This window comes from Mesorhizobium sp. C120A (assembly GCF_030323105.1).
GTDB lineage: Bacteria > Pseudomonadota > Alphaproteobacteria > Rhizobiales > Rhizobiaceae > Mesorhizobium.
The window spans coordinates 5533057-5549498 of record NZ_CP100476.1; the positions used below are offsets into that span (position 1 = coordinate 5533057).

The following is a 16442-nucleotide window of genomic DNA, read 5'->3' on the forward strand; positions in this document are numbered from 1 at the left end:
CAATGGATGACGAAGCCGAAGTGCCCGAACCCGGCCCAGCATCCTCCGATAGCGGGCGCGAGCGCCGCTGGCGGCTGGCGATCGGCGCCGATGACGAGGCTTCCTCCGCCCTTTCCAGTGATGACAAAAAACTGTCTTCGGCGCTCGATGCGCTTTACGGCGACGGCGCCAATGCCGATGCCGACCCGCGCAAGCGGCGCGGCGGGCTCGGCCGCTCGGCGCCACGCGTGGCGCAATGGATGGGCGATATCCGCTCCTTCTTTCCCGCCCAGGTGGTCCAGATCGTCCAGAAGGATGCCTTTGAGCGGCTGAACCTGAAGCAGATGCTGATGGAGCCGGAATTCCTCAAGGCGATCGAGGCCGACGTCAACCTCGTCGCCGACCTGATCTCGCTGCGTTCGGTGATGCCGGCCAAGACCAAGGACATCGCCCGCACCATTATCGCCGACATCGTTGCCAAGCTGATGCAGCGGCTGGAGCAGAAGACCGCCGAGGCGATCCGTGGCGCGCTCGACAAGTCGCGACGCACCAACCGGCCGCGCCAACGCGACATCGACTGGCCGCGCACCATCTCGGCCAATCTTCGCCACTACCAGCCTGAGCACAAAACCGTCGTGCCGGAAAAACTGGTCGGCTTCATGCGCAAGCAACGCCGGCTGGTCGATCTCGACGAAGTGGTGCTGTGCGTCGACCAGTCCGGCTCGATGGCGAGCTCGGTGATCTACGCCTCGATTTTCGCCGCGGTGATGGCGTCGCTGCCGGTCGTGCGCACCAAGCTGGTCTGTTTCGACACGGCCATCGTCGACCTGACCGAAGAGCTCAGCGACCCGGTCGAGGTGCTGTTTGGCGTGCAGCTCGGCGGCGGCACCGACATCAACCAGGCGGTCGCCTATTGCGCCGACCGCATCGAGCGGCCGACCAAATCCCACTTCGTGCTGATCACCGACCTCTATGAGGGCGGCAACGGCCAGGACTTGCTGCGGCGGCTTGCGGCGCTGGTCCGGTCCGGCGTCAATGTCATCGTGCTGTTGGCGCTGACCGATCAGGGCCGGCCGGGCTATGATCAGGCGATGTCGGCTTCGGTCGCGGCACTTGGCATACCGGTCTTCGCCTGCACGCCGGACCTGTTTCCCGACATGATGGCGGCGGCGTTGCGGCGCGAGGATATCGGCGCCTGGGCAGCCGGCGCCGACATAAAGCTGATCCGCGCCGAGACGGAGCCGAGCAGTCAGGCCTGACTATTCGAACGAATAGGCAAACCCGTCAGTGGAAGCGCTGACGGTCACCTTGGTCATCTTCTCGCCGTCGAGCGACCGGTTCAGCACGCCGCGGCTGAGTTCCGGCAACAGCGTGTTGGTGAGGATGGCGTCGATCATGCGGCCACCAGACTCGATTTCGGTGCAGCGCGCCTTGACCAGCGCCATGACGCCGTCGCCGATCACCAGTTCGGCGTCGTGGCTGGCGCGCAGCCGCCGCGCGATCTTGCCGAACTGATGGCGGGTGATGGCCTCGATCATCGAATCCGAGAGCGGATAGTAAGGGATGGTCACGACGCGGCCGAGGAAGGCCGCTGGAAACACCTTCAGCAGTGGAGCGCGCAGTGCAGCATCGAGGCCGTCGAGCCCTGCCCTCACCGTGCCGTTGCCGGTCCGCTCCATGATGACTTCGGAGCCGACATTGGACGTCAGCAGGATCAGCGTGTTCTTGAAGTCGATGCGCCTTCCCTCGCTGTCATCCATCATGCCCTTGTCGAAGACCTGGAAAAAGATCTCGTGGACGTCGGGATGGGCCTTCTCGACCTCGTCGAGCAGGATCACCGAATAGGGTTTTCGGCGCACGGCCTCGGTGAGAATGCCACCCTTGCCGTAGCCGACATAGCCGGGCGGTGCGCCCTTGAGCGTCGAGACGGTGTGCGCCTCCTGGAATTCGGACATGTTGATCGAGATCAGGTTCTGCTCGCCGCCATAGAGCGTCTCGGCCAGCGCCAGGGCCGTCTCGGTCTTGCCGACACCTGAGGGGCCGCAGAGCAGGAACACGCCGACCGGCTTTTCCGGCGCTCCGAGCCCGGCGCGGCTGGTCTGCACGCGCTTGGCAATCATCTCCATGGCGTGATCCTGGCCGACGACACGTTCGGACAGCGTGGTGGCCAGCTTGAGCGCCTTTTCGGTCTGGCTGGACAGCATCCGTCCCGTCGGGATGCCGGTCCAGTCCTGGACCACGGCAGCGACCGCATTGCGGTCGACCGACGGCAGGATCAGCGGCGTCTCGCCTTGCGCGGTGGCAAGCTCGGCCATGAGTTCACGCAGCCGCGCCAGATCGGCGACAGGATCTGACGGCGCAGCTTCGGCCGCCGGCGCTTCGGTCTCGGACGTTTCGGCCTTGGGCGTCTCGGCCTTGGGCACCTTGGTCTTTTCTTCGTCCGGCGCTGCCGGTTCGGCATCGGCCTCAGCTGTCGCCACCGCATCGAGCGGGACGCCGTCGCCGCGCAGCCGCGCGCGCAGTTCGAGGATCTCGGCAACCAGCGCCTTTTCGCGCTCCCAGCGCTCCTCGGCGGCGGCGAGCATGGTCCCCGTCTCAGTGAGCCCGGCCTCGACCCGCGCCTGCCGGTCAGTTACTTCGATGCCGATCGCTGCCTCGCGGCCGATGATGCCGCTTTCGACTTCCAGCGCCTGGCGGCGCCGCAAAATGTCCTCTACTTCGGCCGGCGTCGCATGCTGCGAGATCGCGACCCTGGCGCAAGCGGTGTCGAGCAGGCTGACCGCCTTGTCGGGCAATTGCCGCGCCGGGATGTAGCGATGCGACAGGCCGACCGCCGCCTCGATCGCCTCGTCCAGGATCTGCACTTCGTGATGCTGTTCGAGCACGCCGGCTACACCGCGCAGCATGAGCACGGCGACCGCTTCCGACGGCTCGTCGATCTTGACCACCTGGAAACGGCGGGTCAGCGCCGGGTCCTTTTCGATGTGCTGCTTGTACTCGGCCCAGGTGGTTGCGGCGATGGTGCGCAATTCGCCGCGCGCCAGCGCCGGCTTCAAGAGATTGGCGGCATCGCCGGTTCCCGCCGCACCACCGGCGCCGATCAGCGTGTGCGCCTCGTCGATGAACAGGATGACCGGCGTCTCGGATGACTGAACCTCGTCGATCACCGCCTTCAGGCGCTTCTCGAACTCGCCCTTGACGCTGGCGCCGGCCTGCATCAGGCCGACGTCGAGCATACGCACGCTGATGCCTTGCAGGGGCGGCGGCACGTCGCCCTGGGCGATGCGCAGGGCAAACCCCTCGACCACCGCGGTCTTGCCGACACCGGCCTCGCCGGTCAGGATCGGGTTGTTCTGCCGGCGCCGCATCAGGATATCGATGATCTGCCGGATCTCCGGGTCTCGGCCGACGACCGGGTCGATCTTGCCGTCATGGGCGCGCTGGGTGAGGTCGGTGGCGTATTTGGCCAGCGCGGAGTCCCCGCCCGGAGCGCGCCGCGGCGCCTCCGCGGTGGGAGCCACTGCTGCCGTGGCGCCGGCTTCGAGCGAACCGTCCACCACCTCGGCAAAGCGGGCGATGACCCCGTCGGCGTCGATCTTGTCGAATTCGCCGCTGATCTTCGCCACCAGGCCTTCCAGCACCGGCGTCTTCAGGCAGGCGAGCACGATATGGGCGCTGCGGACCTCCTCCATGCCGAATTCCAGCGTCGCCAGATTCCAGGCTTCCTGGATGGCGTGGAAAATGTGGTCGGAAAATTCCTCGATCGAGGTGGCGCCGTAGGGCAGCTTGTCGACGGCGCGGGTCATTTCGCTGGTAAGCCGGCTGGCATCGACGCCGGCATCGGCAATGATCATCTGCACATCCGAACGCTCGGACAGCACCAGTTGTTCTATGAAATGGACGAGTTCGACGTAAGGATTGCCGCGCAGCTTGGCGCTGTCGGCGGCGGCCTTGAAGGCGCGCAGGCAGACCGGATTGAGCTTGCCAACCAGTTCCTTGCGTTTGAACCCCTGCGACGACCGGCGCTGTTCCATCGAACGTGCTCCTGCAATCTGCCCGTCGACAGCCTGCCACATAAGCAGCCGCTTGACAAAGCGCTTGATGCAGCCGGCCTTTTCCCTTTGTGGAGAGTCCCGCGCCGCCAAATGCAGACAACCACGATTTTTTCTAATCCTATGCGATGCGCTTCACATACGAGGTTGGCCAAGCACGCCATGAATTGCGCCATCCGAGACGCAGTTGCACCGACATTCATTAGCGCTCGTTAACTTTTGAGCGGATGGCGAATTGTGGGAATATGCAACCGTGTGCTAACGTTGGGTCACGTACGGTTTTAGAGCCGGTCGCCGGGGGTATCTGTGATCGATCTCGCACTCTGGCTTGCTCCGCTGGACGGTGAAAATCCGTCAGGCGAAGACTTGCGCAACGATCCGGCTTTTCATGAGCTGGAGCGGCTCACGGAGCCGCAGGTCAAGGTAGTCCATGACGGGCGCAACAAGCCAGCCGCGCAATCGACCATTCCGGTCGACTGGCCTGCCGTGCTCGGCAAGGCCGAGGAGTTGCGTTCGCATGGCCGCGACCTGCGCCTGCTTGTCATTGTCGCCCGGGCGCTGGCCAATGAAGAGGGATTGGCCGGACTGGCACAGGGCCTGACCCTGATTGCAAGGACCTTCGAGACGCATTGGGAGACGATGCACCCGGCGCTGCGGGCCAGCCCCCAACCACGCGAGGCCGCCCTGCGCCGCCTCAACGCGCTGGCCGACCTGCAGAACGGCCAGGAAGGCCTGCTGGCGAACCTCAGGCAGATGGTCTTCTTCGCGCCGCGTCCCATCGGGCCGATCAGCGGACGCGATCTCGAACAGGGTGCGCTCGACGATCGCGTCATGCTTCAGGAAGCGGCGTCGGGATTGAATGCCACGGAGAAGGCAGCGCTGGTCAGCGCGCACGGACAGCTCCTGAACCGGGTGGGCAGCGGTTGTGCCGCCCATCAGGACCAGGCCGGTGAACAGATGACGGCGCTCATCGCCGGGGCGCACGCAGCGATCGAGGCGCTCGACGCAGTCGATGCGGCGCTGAATGCCCGCCTCGACAGCAACGGGGCTGCCGTCCCGGACCTGAAGCGGTTTTTGCAGCGCGTGCTGACGACGCTGGAACGCAATACGGCGGTCGAGACCACGGAAGAGGCAGCGACGAAGGGGGCGGCCAGCCCGGCTGCTCCCCCGGCAAGCCCGGCCGCGCCGGTCAGAAACGGTCATGGAGCCGAGACGATGGCAAGCTACGCGGAGACCGGTGCGGGGCTCCCGGACAGGATTTCCTCGCGCGACGATGTGGTGAAGTGCCTCGACCTTGTGGTCGCGTTCTACGACCGCACCGAGCCGTCGAGTCCGATCCCGCATCTCGCCCGCCGGGTGCGCAGGATGGTGCACATGGATTTCGTTGAACTGATGGAAGACCTCGCCCCGTCGGGGCTCAAGGAATTCCGGCTGCTCGCCGGCGTTCCCGACGCCAAGAAGACTGCCCAGAAGGATGAAAGGTAGCAACACATGCCAGCCGAAAGCAAAGCGAAGGTCATCGAGCGAAATCGCGCCCCGCGCGTGCAGATCGCCTACGATGTCGAAACCTACGGCAGCCCGACGACGATCGAACTGCCGTTCGTCATGGGCGTGATGGCCGACCTGTCGGGCGCATCGCAGACCAGAGAAGCGTCCAAGACGGTGCTCGACCGTTCCTTTGTCGAGACCGATGCCAACCGCTTCCCCAAATTCATGGAAGCGCTGGGACCCAGGGTCAAGGCGCGGGTGAAGAACACGCTGCCGCAGGCCGAGGGACAGGAGCGCGACGAAGAACTGGCGCTCGACCTGACCTTCACCAAGATGGGCGATTTCGCCCCCGACAAGATCGCCGAACAGGTCCCGCAACTGGCCGAAATCCTCAAGATGCGGCGCCAGCTCGAGGAGCTGCTCGGCTTCATGGACGGCCGCGTCGATGCCGAAAAGCGCATCGCCCAATTGCTGAACAACCAGCCGCTGCTTGGCCAGATCGCCGCCCAGGCGCTGTCCGACGACAAGGGTGAGGAATAGATCATGGCCGAACAGCAAAAGACCGCAGCATCCGTCGCCGAGGCCGAGGCCGTCGATCTCGGCGAATTCAGCCAGCTCTTGGAGAAGGACTTCAAGGTCAAGAAGGACGACAGCGAGAAGCTGCAGCAGCTGGTTCGCAACCTGGCTCTGGCGGCGCAGTCGCGCTCCGAGACGACGACGATTTCGTCCAACTCGATCAAGTCGATCAAGTCGTTGATCGCCGGCATCGACAAAATGCTGACGACCCAGGTCAACGAAATCCTGCACGCGCCGGAAGTGCGGCAGATGGAAGGCACCTGGCGCGGCCTCTGGTACCTCATCAACAACACCGAGACGGATCAGAAGCTGAAGATCCGGGTGATGAACATTTCCAAGGAGCAGCTGGCCGATACGCTCGAAGACTATGAAGGCCAGATGTGGGACCAGAGCCCGATCTTCAAGAAAGTCTACACCGACGAGTATTCGATGCTCGGCGGCGAACCGATCGGCTGCGTCATCGGCGCCTACGAGTTCTCCAACCACCCGCGCGACGTCGGCCTGTTGCGCAACATCTCCGGCATCTGCGCCTCGGCGCACACGCCGTTCATCGCCGCCGCCTCGCCACGGCTGTTCCGCATGGACAGCTGGCAGGAACTGCCCAACCCGCAGGACCTGCAGCAGATCGTCTCCAACCCGGCCTACGCCTCGTGGCAATCGCTGCGCGAGAGCGAGGATGCGCGCTATATCGGGCTGACCATGCCGCGCGTGCTGGCGCGGCTGCCCTACGGCTCGGAGACAGTCCCGGTCAAGGGCTTCTCCTTCGAGGAGGAAGTGCAGGGCGATCACAACAAATATGTCTGGATGAACGCTGCCTTCCCGATGGGCGTCAACATCAACCGCAGCCACAAGCTCTATGGCTGGGGCACCCAGATCCGCGGCGTCGAAAATGGCGGCACTGTGCTTAACCTGCCGGTGCACTCCTTCCCGACCGATGACGGCTCGATCGCGATGAAATGCCCGACGGAAGTCGCCATCGACGACCGGCGCGAGGCGGAACTGGCCAAGCTCGGGCTGATGCCGATCCTGCACCGCAAGAACACCGATCTCGCGGCCTTTATCGGCGCCCATTCGCTGCAGGATGACGAGACGCGGGCGGGCCGCCTGGTCGACCCCGACGCCCAATCCAACGAGCGGCTCTCAGCCAACCTGCCCTATCTGTTCCCGGTCTCGCGCTTCGCCCACTACCTCAAGGCGATTGCGCGCGACAAGGTCGGCTCGTTCAAGGAACGCACCGACATGCAGATCTGGTTGACCGAATGGATCAACCGGTACGTGCTGGCCAACCCGGCCTTCGCCGACGACAAGGCACGCGCCAAGCGTCCGCTTGCCGCCGCCGAGGTGCAGGTCGACAGCGTGGAGGGCCGGCCGGGCTACTACAACGCCCGCTTCTATCTGCGCCCGCACTACCAGCTGGAGGGCATCAACGCCTCACTCAGGCTGGTGTCGGAATTGCCGTCCGTGAAGACCTGATTGCAGCAACCAACCTTTGTTTGAAAGCGGTGGAGAACGAAAATGCCCACAATGAAGATCGACGGTTTTCTGAAAGTTCCGGATATCAAGGGGCCCAGCACACGCGACGGCCATGACGACGAGATCGAAATCCATGGCGTCGATTACAAGATGGTCGCGCCCTACGACCCCAATTCCCTCTCGCGCCGAGGCCGCGTGTCGATGGGCATGATCAAGTTCACCAAGCACTATGACAAGGCCTCACCCTATCTGGCCAAGGCCCTGTTCGAAAACAAGGCGCTGGACGAGGTCAAATTCTCCGCGCGGCGGACCATCGACGGCGAGAGCAAGGACTATCTGGTCGTTACCCTGACCGACGCCTCGATCATGGAATACGACATGTCGCAGGCCGATGATGAAGCCGACCTGATCCAGGAGGAAGTCTCCTTCGCCTACAAGAAGATCAAGTTCGTCTATGACGACAATGACGAAGCCGAAATGGATGTCTATGTCGGCAAGTGAGGGGCGAGCAAAGCGCCCTGCCGCCGACAAGGTACAGGCGGGCGGTTCACGGGCCAAGCGCGAGGCGGTACAGCCTTCGCTGTGGGACCGCCTCGTCAACGATCTGCCGGGCCTGAGCTCGGAGATAGACGGGCTCAGGCAGGCTCTGCAGGAGGAGCTTGGCGCAGAGCGCCTGGACGAGCTGCTGGCAGACGGACCGAGGCGCATCGACGCCGATGACGCATTGAACCCCGATCAGAAGCGCCGGCTGCAAAGGCTGGCGTTTCAGAACCGGCACCGTGGCGAGCTTGAAAGCCGAGGCATCGTGGTGTCGCCCGATGTGCTGCGCGAGGCCGTGCGGCGCGACATCGAGGCGCTGTTCAACACCGAGCGTTTCGAATCCGCGCCGCTGCTATCCGATCTCGAGGCCGAGCAGATGACCGACAGTCCGACATCGCTGGCCGACTTTCCGGAGGTGCGCCGCAGCGTTGTCAATTATGGCGTGCCGTCCTTCTCCGGCCGGTCGTCGCGCGACTTCGATCGCGATGTTCTGGCACGCGAGATCCGCGCCGTGCTCGCCGCATTCGAGCCGCGGCTGAAGGAGAGCGCGACGAAAGTCACGGTCAACCTCGGCGACAAGACCGGCCTGAAGATCGAGATCGACGCCGTGCTGATCATGACGCCGACGCCCGAGCGCATGCGCCTGCGCACGACGATCAATCTCGACAACGGACTGGCGCGCACCGAGTTCAGGGAAGCCTGAGAGATGGACCGGGTCTTCGTAGAATATTACGAGGAGGAACTGTCCCACATACGCGGGCTGGCGGCGGAGTTCGCCGACATGCATCCGGCGGTTGCCCGCAATTTGTCGCTGGATACGGTGCCGTGTCCCGACCCCTATGTCGAGCGGCTGCTCGACGGCGTCGCCTTCCTCGCCGCGCGCACGCGCCTGAAGGTGGATGCCGAGCGCTCGCGGTTTTCGCGCAGCATCCTCGACGTGCTTTATCCCGATCTCGTCACGCCGGTGCCGGCAACCGCCATGGTGGTGCTGAAGCCCGGCCAGCAGGTGCAGACAATGCTTGCCGGCCACGTCGTCAAGCGCGGCACGCGGCTGGTCTCCAGCCTGCAGGCCGGCCTGTCGACACGCTGCACCTTCACCACCGCGCAGGACATGACGCTGTTTCCGATCGCGATCAGTTCGGTCGGCTATTTCCAGGACCGCAGCGCGCTTGCCGCCGCCGGCATCGGCCCGATCGCCGGCAAGGCCGGCGAAGCGGCACTTCGCATCACGCTGGCGCGGACCGGCAAAGGCAAGCTCGACGAACTGGCGCTCGACCGGCTCGACTTCTATTTCGCCAACCGCACCAAGGCGCCGCTAATCTTCGACGCCATCTTCGGAGTCTGCTCTGGTGTCGGCGCTCGACCGGAAGGCAAGACCAATCCATTGTCGCCGCTACCGCCGCCGGAGATGGTCGGCATTGCCGATGCCGAGGCGCTGATGCCGCGCACGCGGCCGACCTTCGAAGGCTACCGCCTGCTGCGCGAATATTTCATGATGCCCGAGCGCTTCCATTATGGGCGCGTCACCGGCTTGCTGCCGGTCGTGCGCAAATGCCAGGCCGGGCTCGAAATCATCTTCCTGTTCCGGCGTCCGGTGCCCGAACTCGCCGATCTGACGCCGGCGGATTTCGATCTCTTCGCCACCCCGATCATCAATCTCTTCGAGCGCGAGTGCAACATCGTCGAGCTCGACCAGCGCAAGACACGCCAGGTGCTGCATGCCGACCGCACGCGGGCGCGCGACTTTGAAATCTACCGCGTCATCCGCGTCGAAGACGCCGATGCCGAGGGACCCGACGCGGAGATACCGGAACTCTTCAGCCTTGGGCAAAATCGCGGCAGCGGCTGGGTCTATTCGACGGAGCGGCGGCCGCGCCGGCCGACCGAGGACGAGCGGCGCCAGGGCGTGACGCGGACCTCCTATGCCGGCGACGACGTCTTCCTGGCGGTGTCGCGCCCAGTCAACAGTCAGGCCAACCGGCCGCTCAAGCGCGTCGATATCATGGCGCTTTGCACCAATCGCGACCTGGCCATCCTCGACGACACGCCGACCCTGACGCTGGAAGCCGGCGACCCTGTGGAGACGGTCCGGCTGCTCGGCGCATTGCGTTCGCCGCAGCCGGCGATCCCGGCAGCGCTGCCGACCGGCGCCGACGGCGAGTCGCGCGCCGACGACTTGGCCTGGCGGCTGGTGTCACAGCTGGCGCTCAACTTCCTCAGCCTGGCCAAGGAAGGCCGCGGCGTCGATCCGCTGCACGCGCTGCTCGATCTCTATGCCGAGCGCGGCGACCCCGGGCTCGCCCGCAATGTGCGCTCGATCGTGCGCATCGACTCGCGCGCGGTGATCGAAAGGCTGGCGATCGAAGGGCCGATGTGCTTCGGCCGCGGCACGGAAGTGACGCTGCATGTCGACCAGTCGGTGCTGGCGGGACAGAGCACTCTGCTGCTGTCGGGCCTGCTGTCGCGGCTGTTTGCCCGCCATGCCGGCATTAACGGGTTCGTGCGCACGCGCACGCGGTTGCTCCAGAAACAGGAGGATGTGCCATGGCCGATGACGCCCGGCAATCGCTACCTGATCTAGAGCGAGCCGCAACCCTGTCCGAGAGTTTCGACTTTTTCGAACTGCTGCGCCGGCTCGAACGGCAAGGCGGCCTGTTCGGCCATTCCGGCCGGCCGGACCGCGAGCCGGCAAGGCTCGGCCAGAATGTGCGGCTGTCCTTCGCAGTGCAGGACGTGGTGGATTTCCGCGAGCCGACGGACAAGTCGCCGGCACGCGTCACGGTCAACAATCTCGGCCTGCTCGGACCCGAAGGGCCGATGCCACTGCATCTGACGCGCTGGGTGCTCGATCGCCTGTCGCAACGCTGGTATGCCGGCGCCGAGGCGCGGCAGACGAGCGACACGACCTTCGTCGATTTTGTCAATATCCTGCAGCACAGGATGATCGCGCTCTACTATCGGGCCTGGGCGGATGCGCATCCGGCTGTGCAGGTCGAACGCGGTGTCGGCGGCCGCGTCCGTTCCATGCTGGAAGCGATGGCCGGCATCGGGCTGCCGGGCACGCAGGATGCCGAACTCGATACAGTAAAACTTCGCCAGGCCGCCTCGCTCGCTGCCCAAGTCGACGGCCCCGAGCGACTGACGCTGTTCCTGGCCGAAGCCTTCAAAGTGCCGGTGGTGCTGAAGGAGTTCGTCGCGGCCTGGATGACCATCCCCAAGGCGCTGCAGACGCGGCTTGCCGGCAGCTATGCCACGCTCGGCCGCAGCGCCACCATCGGCCCGCGCAGCTTCAGCCGGCAGAGCCGCATCGAGCTGCGCATCGGCGCGCTCAGCTATATCGATTACAAGGCCTTCCTGCCGGGCGGTGAGCGGCTGAAGCTGTTGAAGCAGGCGGTGCGCGACCTGATCGGCGAGACCATCGATGTCGATCTCAGGATCGTGCTTGCGGCAAAGGCAGTGCCGCCGGCGAAGCTCGGCACCGTCCAGCTTGCCCGCACCACCTGGCTGGCGCGCAACCCTGCGCGAGGCGATGCCGAAGACATGCGGCTGCGCACCATCGTCGGCTGGCGCGAAGAGGTGGCGGCATGAGCCTGCTGCTGACGCTCGAACAGGGACCCCGCGCGCAAGTCACGCGGCAGGCGCGGCTGGACGAGGGTGAGCTGGTGATCGGCCGCAGCGCCGACGCCGACTGGCAGATCAACGATCCCGACATGTTCGTCTCGCGCGCCCACTGCAAGATCACCAGCAAGCAGGGCGGCTATTTCGTCACCGATACTTCCAGCAGCGGGCTGTTCATCGACGATGCCAGCAGCCCACTCGGCGCGGGAAATACCGAGCGCCTGCAAAGCGGCATGCGGCTGCGGTTGGGCGACTATGTGGTGTGCGTCGATTTGCAGACGGCGAAGACCGAGGCGCCGGCCTTGAGGCCTTCGATGCCCGCCAGCAAGCCGGTGGCGTCGCGGGCGCCGGTCAGTCTCGGTGGCGACGATTTCTTTTCGTCCACGACCCAAGAAGAGCCGGGACGGCCACGCCCTGCCGACCTGCCCGATCCGTTCGAAAAGCCGGTGCCCGGCGCGTTCGCGCGTGCGGATGAACGCAGCTCGCAGGCGTTCGACGATCCATTCAGCCTCGACCCGGTGGCGACGCCGGCGCCAGAGGCCGTCACCGACAAAAGCGGCGGCAAGCCGCTGTTCGACGACCCCTTCGGCCTCGACTCCGCGCCGCTGTCGAGAGAGCCTAGCAGATCCAATTCCGAGCAGCCGCCGGCCTACGATGACGGGTTTGGTTTTGGCCCGGCCGAGTCCACCAGCCTCGACGTTGGCGCGACGGATGGCGGCGCAATCGATGCGGCCTCGCCTGCTCCCTCCGCGGCGCCGTGGGAGCTGCCGGCTCGCGCGGCCGAGCCATCGCCAAAGCCAACCCCGCAACCACCGCCCCGCCCTCCTGTCCGGCAAGCTGCAGCACGGCCATCGACCGGACAGCCGGACGCGGGCCTTCGCGCTGCTTTCCTGCGCGGCATGGGTATGGACGAGGCCGGCTTTCCCGGCCGCAATCCGGTTGCCGACATGGAGAAATTCGGCCGCGAGTACCGGCTGATGATGGATGGGCTGATGCAGCTTTTGCGCAAGCGCGCCGAAGAGAAGGGCAACGCTCGCGTCGCGCAGACCGTGGTTGGCGCGTCCGAGGTCAACCCGCTCAAATTCCTGCCCTCGGTCGACGATGCTCTGGTGACCATGCTGGCCGAGCGCAGCCCCGGTTTCCTCGGCGCCGAGGCGGCGATCAAGGACGCGGTGCGCGATCTGGCGCAGCATCACGTTCGCGCCTGGCGCGGCGTGCAGGGCGCGCTCAAGCGCATGATCGACCGCTTCGATCCGGCGGCGATCGAGCAGGAACTGAAGTCGAGTTCGGCGATCGGCAATCTGCTGACCGGCGGGCGCGGCGCAAAACTCTGGGAACTGTACCAGAAACGCCACCGTGAAATCGCTCACAGCGCCGAGACGCGCTTTCTGGGCGAGATCGGCGCTGATTTTAGGGACGCATATGAGGAGGACTGAGACATGATCGACAGACGCGAATTCATTCTGGCCATCGGGGCTACGGGACTGCTGACGGCTTGCCAGAGCGGCCCGCCTAAACCCTCCGTCATAACGGTCAATTTGGCCGGTGGGGCCGGCATGAACCCGGGACCGGGCGGCGGCGACAGGCCGGTAACGGTAATGGTCTTACGGCTGAAGAGCACCGGCGCCTTCAATTCGGCCGATTATTTTGCCCTGCAGGGCGGTGCCGGCGCGGCACTTGGCGGCGATCTCATCGGCTCCGACACGGTTTCCGTCGGACCCGGCAAGACCGCATCGAAGACCATCACGGTCGAGCCAGAAGTGGCAGCACTCGGCTTCGTCGCGCTGATCAGGGAACCCGGCGGACGCAACTGGCGCACGACCAAATCGGTTTCGCCGGGATCGAAGTTCACGGTCAATGTGAAGCTCGGCAGCGGCGGGATTTCCGCCTAAAGCGCGTCGCGCTTGAACGGATTCAGGCGACGCGCTTTAGGTCTTTGTTTTTATGCATGTCGTTCTCTCAAAACCGTGACCACTTTTGAGCGACATGCATGGGCGGCAAAAGTCCGCAAGCCGCGCAACATGATGAGCAGGAAGCAGAGAGTGGCGGCATGAGCGATGCAAACAGGGTGCTGTGGTCGGAGGGGCTGTTCCTCCGCACCCAGCATTTCCAGCAACAGGACCGCTTCTTCGAAGCGACGGTGCGCGGCGCCTTGCAGGCGGGGCATCTGCATACGTTCGGCTTTCGAACGCTGACGCTCGATCAGGCACAGCTCGATGCCGGCCAGATCTCGGTGCTCTCGGCACGCGGCATCTTTCCAGACGGGACGCCGTTCGCGATCCCCGAGACGATGGATGCGCCGCGGCCGCTGGCGGTGACACCGGAAATGGGCGCTGGACCGGTGCTGATAGCGCTGCCGCTCGAACCGCCAGGCGGCGTCGGCTTCGACCCCGCTCACGCCGAGCCGTCTGGCGCGCGCTATCGCGGCCGGATCGTGTCGGTGCGCGACGCCGTGCATGGCGGCTCCGATCCCGAGGAAATCGAGATCGCACGGCCGCAGGCGCTGTTGCTGGCGCCGGGCACGGCCGTCGGCGGCTACACCGCGCTGCCGGTGGCCGAACTCAAGGGCGTGCGCGCCGATGGCGGCGTGGCCCTGGACGACACCTTCCTGCCGCCGACCTTGGTCATCGGCGCGGCGTCCTGGTACAGCCGGCTGCTGCAGGAAGTGGTCACCGGCCTCGACCAGATCGCCGAGGCGCATGGCAAGATGGTGCTGGGCGGCCCCGGGCGCAGCGTCGAGGATCTTCTGATCCTCAATTTAGTCAACGCCGCGCGGCCGCGGCTGGCGCACATGCTGGCGCAGGACGTGTTCCATCCGGCCGAGGTCTATATGGAGCTGGCCGGCCTTGCCGGCTCGATGGCGACCTATGGCTCGAGCGCAAGGCGGCTCGGCGAACTGCCTGTTTACGACCATATGGCGCCCGGCCCCGCCTATTCGGCGCTGGCCGATGCGCTGCGTTCGCTGATCCTCAGCCTGCGCTACATCGAGCCAAAATCGCGCGCCCTGCCGGTCATGCGCCATGCCACCAATGTGTGGAAGATCCGCATCGACAACCCGAAACTTCTGGTGGCGAGCCGCATCGTGGTGCGGATCGGCTCTGAACTGTCGGAGGATGCCTTGCGCAAGATTTTCGTCAACCAGGCGACGGTCGGCTCGGCCAGCGAATTCGAAGGGCTGTGGAAGTCACGCCTGCCCGGCATTCCGCTAAAGCCACTGCATTCGCAGCCGCGCGAAATTCCCTATGACGGCGACCGGCTGTGCCTCGAACTCGACCAGAAAAGCGAGCACTGGGCTTCGCTTCTCGAAGCGCCCGGTTTTGTGATCGGCGTTTCGGGCGTGCTGCCCAGCGAACCGCAGGTCGACTGCTACTCGGTCAACAGGTGAGATGATGAGCAGGGACGATCCATTCGGACTGTCCGAGGATCGGGAGCGGACGCGCATTCGGCTGAGCGGAGCGCCGACGCCGCGCGCCATGCCACTGCCGGCGTCGGGCGTCACCGCGAAGCGCTCCGCGCGCGCGCATCCGAACGTGCTCGTCAATGCGTTCTCGCCGCTGCTGGAATTTGCACCCGAACTGGAAAACGCGCAGCCGCCGGAGAACCCGGAAGCCCTTCGCACCAGGCTGCTGGAAGAACTCGTGCGCTGCCGCGACGCCACGATGGCGCAAGGGTCGTCGCTCGAACGAGCCGACCAGGCGGCGTGGCTGGTGGCTGCGTTGCTCGATGATCTGGCGCTGAATACGCCGTGGGGCGGCGCCAGCGCATGGCCGCGCCAGCCGCTGGTGGTGATGCTGCGCGGCGACGTCGATGCCGGCGCGCAGTTCTTCGCCCGTCTCGAAGAGCTTGAGCGCCATCCCAACCGCGACCGCGAAATGCTGGAGTTGCAATATCACTGCATGGCACTCGGCTTCCGCGGCAAATATCGCGTACCTGGCCGCTCCGGCGACCGTTCGCTCAATGCCGTGCGTGTGGCGGCCGCGCGTTTCCTGCGCGACAGCGACGCCGAAGGCGCACCGCTGTCGCCCAACTGGAAGGGCGTGATCGCCTCCGACGAACCGCAGCGCTTCATCGTGCCGATCTGGGTGATGGTTGCGGCAGCGGCGGTGATGGCGACAGCCATCCATATCGGCCTGTCGATGAGCCTGAGCAGCCAGGCGGTCGAGCTTTCGGCGCTGGTTCGCGCCTTGCCGCCGCCGACGCGTACGGATGTCACCCGCGCTTCGCCGAAGGTCGACGCGCCGCCGCCGGTGGCCGTGGATTTCGCGCTGCTGCCGGAATTCCAGGCGGCGGCGCCGGATGAGCTCAAGAGGGCGCTGAGCGGCACGGAGAGCGTGTCGCTGGCGCGGCTGGTCATCCAGGCCTCCAATCCCGAACTCTTCCAGTCGTCGCGCGCGCAGCTGACAGACGGCTTCGATCCGCTCATCGCCTCGGTCGCCAAGGTGATCCTCGAGAACCAGGAGCTGATCGGCGATATCACGGTGGTCGGCCACACCGACGGCGTTCCCTTGCAAAAGACCAACCCACTGTCGACCAACCAGCGGCTGTCGGAAGCCCGCGCCGCGGAAATTGCCGATATTCTGATTCAGAACGGCGTGCCGAAGGAGCGCGTGCGCTCCGAAGGCCGGGCCGCCACCGATCCGGTGGCCGACGACGGCACACGCGAAGGCCGGGCCTTGAACCGCCGCGTCGAAGTGCTGGTCGAAAAGAGGCTGTGAC

At 65.4% G+C, this 16442-nt stretch carries 13 protein-coding genes; 12 read left to right on the forward strand and 1 reads right to left on the reverse strand.

All coding sequences use genetic code 11. The features are described 5' to 3' along the window. Positions 1 to 2 precede the first annotated feature (2 nt). A complete protein-coding gene (locus tag NL532_RS27170; RefSeq protein ID WP_023704819.1) occupies positions 3 to 1238 on the forward strand; it encodes a VWA domain-containing protein in 1236 nt (411 codons plus the stop codon). Here NL532_RS27170 and tssH read toward each other — a convergent pair whose 3' ends face one another. Next, positions 1239 to 4013 carry a type VI secretion system ATPase TssH gene (gene tssH, locus NL532_RS27175; protein ID WP_023828001.1) on the reverse strand — a complete coding sequence of 925 codons (2775 nt, stop codon included), beginning with the start codon at positions 4011 to 4013 and terminating at the stop codon, positions 1239 to 1241. Positions 4014 to 4337: 324 nt separating this feature from the next. Between tssH and tssA the strand changes: the two genes are divergently transcribed. The 11 genes from tssA (at position 4338) to icmH (ending at position 16441) form a co-directional block, all read left to right on the forward strand. Next, positions 4338 to 5516: a type VI secretion system protein TssA gene (gene tssA, locus NL532_RS27180; RefSeq protein ID WP_023687034.1), complete on the forward strand. Its 1179-nt coding sequence runs from the start codon at positions 4338 to 4340 to the stop codon at positions 5514 to 5516. A 6-nt stretch (positions 5517 to 5522) separates the two neighbouring features. Continuing rightward, positions 5523 to 6059: a type VI secretion system contractile sheath small subunit gene (tssB, locus tag NL532_RS27185; protein ID WP_023673718.1), complete on the forward strand. Its 537-nt coding sequence runs from the start codon at positions 5523 to 5525 to the stop codon at positions 6057 to 6059. A 3-nt stretch (positions 6060 to 6062) separates the two neighbouring features. Continuing rightward, positions 6063 to 7568 (forward strand): type VI secretion system contractile sheath large subunit, encoded by a 1506-nt coding sequence (gene tssC / locus NL532_RS27190; protein WP_023682611.1) that lies wholly within the window; start codon positions 6063 to 6065, stop codon positions 7566 to 7568. A 51-nt stretch (positions 7569 to 7619) separates the two neighbouring features. After that, on the forward strand, positions 7620 to 8069 hold the full coding sequence (locus NL532_RS27195) for an Hcp family type VI secretion system effector (RefSeq protein ID WP_023673716.1): 450 nt from the start codon (positions 7620 to 7622) through the stop codon (positions 8067 to 8069). Next, positions 8056 to 8811, forward strand: a complete 756-nt coding sequence (gene tssE / locus NL532_RS27200; protein ID WP_023692179.1) for a type VI secretion system baseplate subunit TssE — start codon at positions 8056 to 8058, stop codon at positions 8809 to 8811. Before NL532_RS27195 ends, tssE begins: the two co-directional genes overlap by 14 nt. Positions 8812 to 8814: 3 nt before the next feature. Then, entirely contained in the window at positions 8815 to 10689 is a 1875-nt protein-coding gene (tssF, locus tag NL532_RS27205; protein WP_023682613.1) for a type VI secretion system baseplate subunit TssF, read from the forward strand. Beyond that, entirely contained in the window at positions 10653 to 11696 is a 1044-nt protein-coding gene (tssG, locus tag NL532_RS27210; protein ID WP_023828000.1) for a type VI secretion system baseplate subunit TssG, read from the forward strand. Before tssF ends, tssG begins: the two co-directional genes overlap by 37 nt. After that, positions 11693 to 13162, forward strand: a complete 1470-nt coding sequence (gene tagH / locus NL532_RS27215; RefSeq protein ID WP_023682614.1) for a type VI secretion system-associated FHA domain protein TagH — start codon at positions 11693 to 11695, stop codon at positions 13160 to 13162. The genes tssG and tagH overlap by 4 nt, the downstream gene beginning before the upstream one ends. Positions 13163 to 13165: 3 nt before the next feature. Further along, on the forward strand, positions 13166 to 13618 hold the full coding sequence (gene tssJ / locus NL532_RS27220; RefSeq protein WP_023682615.1) for a type VI secretion system lipoprotein TssJ: 453 nt from the start codon (positions 13166 to 13168) through the stop codon (positions 13616 to 13618). Between the two features lie 158 nt (positions 13619 to 13776). Then, on the forward strand, positions 13777 to 15111 hold the full coding sequence (tssK, locus tag NL532_RS27225) for a type VI secretion system baseplate subunit TssK (RefSeq protein ID WP_023709959.1): 1335 nt from the start codon (positions 13777 to 13779) through the stop codon (positions 15109 to 15111). 4 nt (positions 15112 to 15115) lie between these two features. Beyond that, entirely contained in the window at positions 15116 to 16441 is a 1326-nt protein-coding gene (icmH, locus tag NL532_RS27230; RefSeq protein WP_023714857.1) for a type IVB secretion system protein IcmH/DotU, read from the forward strand. Position 16442: the final 1 nt, after the last annotated feature.